At 32.6% G+C, this 6,654-nt stretch carries 6 protein-coding genes; all 6 read right to left on the minus strand.

Features of this window, described 5'->3' with window-relative positions:
* Nucleotides 1-3: 3 nt before the first annotated feature.
* The gene (locus DZ60_RS0119650) at nt 4-1,020 is read right to left on the minus strand and encodes a sugar nucleotidyltransferase (protein WP_025743727.1); all 1,017 of its coding nucleotides are present in this window, start codon (nt 1,018-1,020) and stop codon (nt 4-6) included.
* A gap of 58 nt (nt 1,021-1,078) precedes the next feature.
* The gene (gene dut, locus DZ60_RS0119655; RefSeq protein WP_025743728.1) at nt 1,079-1,513 is read right to left on the minus strand and encodes a dUTP diphosphatase; all 435 of its coding nucleotides are present in this window, start codon (nt 1,511-1,513) and stop codon (nt 1,079-1,081) included.
* Nucleotides 1,514-1,543: 30 nt separating this feature from the next.
* Complete coding sequence (locus DZ60_RS0119660) at nt 1,544-3,001, minus strand: lipopolysaccharide biosynthesis protein (protein ID WP_025743729.1); 1,458 nt, start codon at nt 2,999-3,001, stop codon at nt 1,544-1,546.
* A 59-nt stretch (nt 3,002-3,060) separates the two neighbouring features.
* The gene (locus tag DZ60_RS0119665; RefSeq protein WP_152537477.1) at nt 3,061-3,435 is read right to left on the minus strand and encodes a hypothetical protein; all 375 of its coding nucleotides are present in this window, start codon (nt 3,433-3,435) and stop codon (nt 3,061-3,063) included.
* A gap of 232 nt (nt 3,436-3,667) precedes the next feature.
* Nucleotides 3,668-5,029 (minus strand): hypothetical protein, encoded by a 1,362-nt coding sequence (locus DZ60_RS0119670; protein ID WP_025743731.1) that lies wholly within the window; start codon nt 5,027-5,029, stop codon nt 3,668-3,670.
* 483 nt (nt 5,030-5,512) lie between these two features.
* Nucleotides 5,513-6,352 (minus strand): hypothetical protein, encoded by an 840-nt coding sequence (locus tag DZ60_RS0119675; RefSeq protein WP_025743732.1) that lies wholly within the window; start codon nt 6,350-6,352, stop codon nt 5,513-5,515.
* Nucleotides 6,353-6,654: the final 302 nt, after the last annotated feature.

Here is a 6,654-nt window from a genome sequence, read left to right on the forward strand (position 1 = left end):
TAATTATTCTAAAACAGAATAATCTCCTATACTTATTGTAGAGAAGTTTCCGTCATAAATAGCATTATTACCTATCATTGCATTGTCTAAGGTAGCATTTTTTATTACAGTTTTGGTCTGTACCAAGCTATTTTTGATGGTCGTATTCTCTATTGTGCATCCATTTCCGACAGAAACGTTAGGTCCGATTGTTACATTTTTTAATACCACATCATCTCCTATATAGCAGGGAGCAATGATTGTTGTGTTTTCTTTTATTACAGTTTTACTGATAAGTTCTTGCCCTTCGTCTTGCAAAAATCCTAACATTCGTGAATTCGTTTCGACGGTCACATTTTTATTTCCGCAGTCCATCCACTCATCAACTTGTCCCGTAACGAATACCTTGCCATCGTTCATCATTCTTTTAATTCCGTCATTAATCTGATATTCTCCCCCATTAATAATATTATTATCTAGTACGTGTTGTAACTCTTTTTTAAGAACAGCAACATCTTTAAAATAATATATACCTATAACGGCTTGATCAGAAACAAATTTTTCTGGTTTTTCTACCAGTTCTACGATCTGATTTTTATCATTAAGCTTTACTACACCATATGCTTCTGGTCTTTCTACTTGCTTTACCCAAATTACTGCATCTGCATCTTTGTCCAAATTAAAATCTGCACGAATTAGTGTATCTGCATAAGCAATTACTGCGGGTCCAGATAACGAATCTTTGGCGCTCATTATTGCATGGCCTGTTCCTAAGGGTTGATCTTGCCTATAGATAGATGCTTTTGCTCCTAGACTTTCTGCTAATTCTGTTAAACTAGCTACTACATCATCTCCAAAAAAGGCGGGATCCCCTAATATAAATGCTATTTCATCTACTGGCTCTCCTAGAACCTTAGCAATATCTAACACCAATCTATGTACAATTGGTTTTCCTGCTACTGGAATTAGCGGTTTAGGTACTGTAAGTGTATGAGGTCTTAATCTAGAGCCTCTTCCTGCCATTGGTACAATGATTTTCATTCTTAATTTCTTTTTAGTTTGATTGATTTTGTTTTCTTATCCCTTTACTCGGTACTTCTTATTTAACTCCTGTGCTTCCGAAACCACCTTCACCTCTAGAAGTTTCAGAAAGGGTATCTGCAGCAATCCATTCTGCTCTTTCGTGTTTGGCAATTACTAGCTGCGCTATTCTTTCTCCATTCTCGACCACGAATTTTTCATTAGAAATATTTACCAAAATCACGCCTATTTCTCCCCTATAATCTGCATCTATAGTTCCTGGCGCATTAAGAACCGTGATTCCTTTTTTTGCAGCTAATCCGCTACGCGGCCTTACTTGCGCTTCATATCCAATTGGTAATTCTATAAATAAACCGGTTTTAATAATTGCACGGCCTAATGGTTGCAAAGTTACAGCTTCTGATAGGTTAGCCCTAAGATCCATTCCGGCAGAGGCTACGGTTTCATAATTGGGTAAATCGTGTGATGATTGATTAATTATTTTTATTTGCATATATATTTTGGCTATAAAATTCTGAAGTAATTATTTTTTTAAAATCTGTTTCAACTGGTTCTTTTCAGAAGCGTATAAAATTACTAAAAACGCCAATAACAATGGGATAGAAATCAGATAATTGCTCTCAAAAATATAAAATGATAGTATTGAAAAACTTATTGATATTATAAGGTACGCACCTATTTTCTTTAGATTATAAGGAATAGGGTAGTATTTTCGACCAAAATACCATGACAATATCATCATACTCCCATAGGCAACTAAAGTTGCGATTGCTGATCCGACATAACTGTATTTAGGAATCAGTAAAAAGTTAAATAATAGCGTAAGTATTGCTCCTATCACTGATATAAAAGCTCCAAACTTGGTTCTATCTGTGATTTTATACCATACAGATAAATTATGGTATATTCCTAAACAAAAATTAGCGAGAAGAATAATAGGTACCACAACCATAGCCTCCCAATATTCTGGTTTTCTAATCATAAATTGCTTCAACAGGTCCGAAAAGGTAACGACGGCAACCAAAATAAAAGATCCGAAAACCACAAAATATTGTGTTATGGTCGCATAGGTTATTGGAGCATTTTTTTCTTTAGCATGACTAAAAAAGAAAGGTTCTATCCCCATTCTAAAAGCAGTTGCAAATAATGTCATAAACAAGGCTAATTTATAGCATGCTGCGTATGCTCCTGAATCTGATAGTCCTTTTTCTTCACCTAAAATCCATTCTAGAAGTATTTTATCAAAGCTTTCATTAATTGCAAATGCAAGTCCCGAAATCAATACCGGAGTACCATATCGTATCATTTTGTCCCATAATTCTTTATCTAATCGATACTTAATCTTAACATAAAAAGGGAGCATTACCAGTAGTGTAAATCCGCTGGCGATCATATTAGCGATAAAAATATATTGCACCTGAAAATCATCTATATATATACTCGCAAAGAACTCTGAATACGTTGCCAATCCTGGCAAAAAAATTAGGAAGAAAATATTAAAAACTACATTAATAATAACGCCTACCATTTTGAGTAGCGCATACCGCATAGGTCTTTCCTTGGCTCGTAAACTAGCAAACGGAATAATAACCAAAGCATCAAAAGCAAGAATTAGTACCACATATACCAAAAACTCTCTATCAATTTCTAACAAGGATAGTATCGGGTTTTGGGCAAAAAAAGAAATGAAAACAAACAGTAGTGTCGATATTAGTATCGATAGGGACGCTGTACTTATCACTTTGTCTTTGTACTTATCAATATTCCAAAATCTAAAAAATGAAGTTTCCATCCCATAAGCAAGGATCACATTAAATACTAGAATCCATGAAAATAAAATGCTAACACGACCAAATGCAACACGACCACCAATAAGATATTTGGTATGTACAATTATTAAAAGGAAGGAAAACAAGCGCGGTAACACCGTGGCCAGTCCATAAATAAAAGTTTGTTTAAAGAGTTTCTGAAATATTCCCAATTGATCTCTATTGTTAGGTCAAAAGTACAATTTTTATTTCCTTAACTGTTTCTTGAGCGTTATTCTTTCTTCTCCTTAATGGTATCGAGTTTGAAATGTGCTTCTTCACTATTTTTGGTATAACAAACAACTGCTTCTCCGCTTTTAAGCTCAAAAGGGATTTTTTCTTTTTTTTCTGGTAGTGTATTTCCAAATTCTTTTTTGGGGTCACCACTCATGATTATATCAGGTTTGGGGAACGAAGTATACTGACCAACATAGACTAATTCATTTTGATCATAGGATAGTTGGAGTTTTTTACCTTTAAAATAGACATGATTTAATACGATATCCTCTTTATTTTTTTCAACAGGCAAATATATCATAAAATCCGCTTGCTTGATTCCTTGTCCGGATTGTACATAATATGGGCTATTTATAGTAATTGGCGCCACTTTTTCTAGCTTTTTGCAGGTCGCGCATTGTGTAAAAAATAATACTAATACTGAGATCGATAAAATGTTTCGTAAAGCGCTGCTATATACCATTAGTTCTGTTTTGATTCTGGAAATTATAAAACTGATAGTAAAAATACTATATCCATTTAATTTGAGAACAAAAAACCTCATTCTTGTTATTGAATGAGGTTTTAGTTTTATGAATCGGTTTCTTGTAAGAATCAATAGATTACTGAAAATTCATATATACCTTTCCCAAAATTTCATTTTTTTCTGTTCGATTGGATATGCTGAGATAATAAACACCGGACTCTAAACCAGTATCCGATATCTCACCTGAGCCATTTTGTATAGTAATGTTTTCACCATTACTATTGTATAATGCAAGGATTGCCTCACCCTGCGCAGTAAAGGTATAGTCGATGGTTTCTAACGTTTCAAATTTATACTCGATACTATCATCTCCTTCATAGCCAACTATATACTCAAAAGAATATTCGAAAGGTGCCTCAAGAATGCCTAAATCTTTGTTACCTCCATAGGTGTCATTGATACCAAATGTTATATTCCCAGAACTGGAAAAGTTCGTAACCTCTAAGTAATATGTGGTATCCGGATATACATAAATTTCATCATCATTAGATAGGTTTTCTCCTGGGATTTCATTTTCATTAGAGATCAAGATGGTACCATCTTGATCTTTTAGCGTTAATGTAGCTTCGGTATCCGATGAAATAGAATAATCTCCAAAACTTGAAACCGAAAAGGAATAAATCTTTTTTTGATTGCTTCCATTTTTAGTATCGATAAAAGGTATATTTTTTCTAAAAGGAACTGCAAGTTCTCCTAAATTTACTTCGCTTTTAGTAAAATCAAAACGTTCTTCAATTTCTGACTCTCCTCCTGATTCATCTTTGGCTACAATTCTTATACTAATTTGCTCAGTTAGATTATCTTCGAAATTTTTATTGTAATATACTTTCCCAATATTATCATAGGATTTTATTTTATAATTCGTGCTTATGGCGATATCATTAAAAAAGACATCGTATGATATTTCGTCTCCATCACTGTCTGAAGCCCCACTCCAATAAACTTCTATCCAATTATAGGTATCTATATCGAAGTTAATAGCTGTAAATTCGAATTCTGTTGGCGGTCTGTTCAGTGTTACACTTCTTATTGCTTCAGCGCGTTCAGAAACTCCTCCTTTGCCATCATAGGCCATGATTTCAATTTTTAATTGGAGTTGCGTTGATTTGGCAAAGTTTTCCTGATGAATACTCTTTTGACCATCATTCATTTTATCCGTCAAAATAAATTCGCTGGCATCAAACTCAATGGACGTTTGGTCTACCTTTGTTCCTTGCATTTTGTCATTAATAATAATGTCATAGGATAGTTCATCTTCATTTGTATCTATTGAAGAATCCCAATAAACTCTTACCATTGTCTCATTAATAATTTCTGCTTGTATATTAGTTACTTCTGATGGTGGAATATTGGCTTGATTTCCGTTATCATCATTACTGCAGGATCCTAGTAATAGAAATGTGCAAATTAAACAATAAAAGTTACCTACTTTTTTCATGACTGTTGTTGAGTTTTAAATAAAGATTGAATATTACTAAATTGGATTAATATGTTTGCCCTAAAAGTTTATAAGTAGTCTTTTCATATAAGATATAATTTTGCTATAATCTCTAAAAATAACCAATTATAACAATTGTTTTACGACACAATATTAAAAGATAATGTGTAATTGAAAAAGCTCCTGCTATGACTATTACAGGCGCTAATTTACTATTATTCATCTATATTTAGTGTGTCAAGTGATGAAAATGTTACTTGATATGATCTAGTTAGTAGTAATTTTTTTGATGGCATTTTAACGGGTTAAAATAGAACCCACGAACTTTATTTCTTATTTGAAATGAAAATAGGTCCAGATTGTTTTCAATACTATTTATTAAAGATTTGCTCTATTCCTATGAATTAGATTTACGGCATAAAAAATCCTATTACAATTTGTAATAGGATTTTTGTAGTTTTTGGGATATCTACAAGGAATTTTTTAGTCTAAAATCAAAGAAACTAATTTTTCGGCACTCTCATTTGTTACCTCTTTTAGTTTATGATACATTTCCTTTTTTTGTTTTTTTGCAAGTCCTAATAACTTTTCCTGAACTTTAATAATTGTACTCAAGTCTTTTTTCTCTAAAAAATGTTTATTTATAGTTTTATATGCATCATAAATAACGTGACATTTACCGCTCTCCCATTTTGTTTTTGCAAAAACAACAGCATTTAACGGATAATAATAGCAAAAATCATCGTACAATTTATCATGATTATCTCTTCGAACATATTCAGACTTATCAACCTTGATCATAAATTTTTCTGATTCTAAAAACACTTTAGATTCTTTATATTTTTTTCTAGTACCACCGCTACTAGTAAACTCATAACCATCTTCAAAATAACCAACAACAATAATTTGACGCGTTATTGGTTCGTCATTTGTGCTTTCTAAATGGCTTGATTGACGCACCATATAATGTTCTTCGCCGTCCGTTCTGACCATAGTAGCTTTTATTGCCTTTAGTCCACCATAATTATCTTTAAAACCTGGCTCTTTGGGATAAAATACTAAGGGATCGAATTTATGACCATAAGCCCTCCCAGAAGATCCACTGGCATGATTAACCAGAACAAAAACGGCTATTTGATCATATTTTAAAAAAGTCTCATCGACAGGGATTTTAAACATTAATTTCTCTATTTCTTGAGCGGGCATATTCAAATTTACTTGAGTGGTGGACTTAAAGTCATCTTTAGAAAATTGAATTTGTGAAAATGTAGTAGTACGTATAAAACTAAATACAAGAAGGGCAATCACTGCAAATTTTGACATTGTAAGGGTGTTTTAAATTAATCTTACAAAACAACGATATCTAATGATCACATTTGGGTCATTCTAGAGCACAAACTGGTCAATTGGTCATAAAAACAAATAGTTTTTAGTCCCCCTAATTCACTCACTCCTATTTTAATAATTACATATTAAAACTGACATGTACTTATTCTTATCATCGGCAAAAAAGATGCCTATTTACTGGATTAATTTAGACCAAACTACTTTATAAAAAAACCTCATAAGTTTCCTTATGAGGTTTTTTATTATTTGAAATGTCTTGTCCTGAAATAGCGTTACAA

The sequence above is a fragment of the Aquimarina pacifica genome (genome assembly GCF_000520955.1).
Lineage (GTDB): Bacteria > Bacteroidota > Bacteroidia > Flavobacteriales > Flavobacteriaceae > Aquimarina > Aquimarina pacifica.

Bases quoted from the DNA above. Each gene is read 5' to 3' on its own strand.
- DZ60_RS0119675 (WP_025743732.1), bottom strand. From the start codon at position 6,352: ATGTCAAAATTTGCAGTGATTGCCCTTCTTGTATTTAGTTTTATACGT.
- DZ60_RS0119650 (WP_025743727.1), bottom strand. From the start codon at position 1,020: ATGAAAATCATTGTACCAATGGCAGGAAGAGGCTCTAGATTAAGACCT.
- dut (WP_025743728.1), bottom strand. From the start codon at position 1,513: ATGCAAATAAAAATAATTAATCAATCATCACACGATTTACCCAATTAT.
- DZ60_RS0119670 (WP_025743731.1), bottom strand. From the start codon at position 5,029: ATGAAAAAAGTAGGTAACTTTTATTGTTTAATTTGCACATTTCTATTA.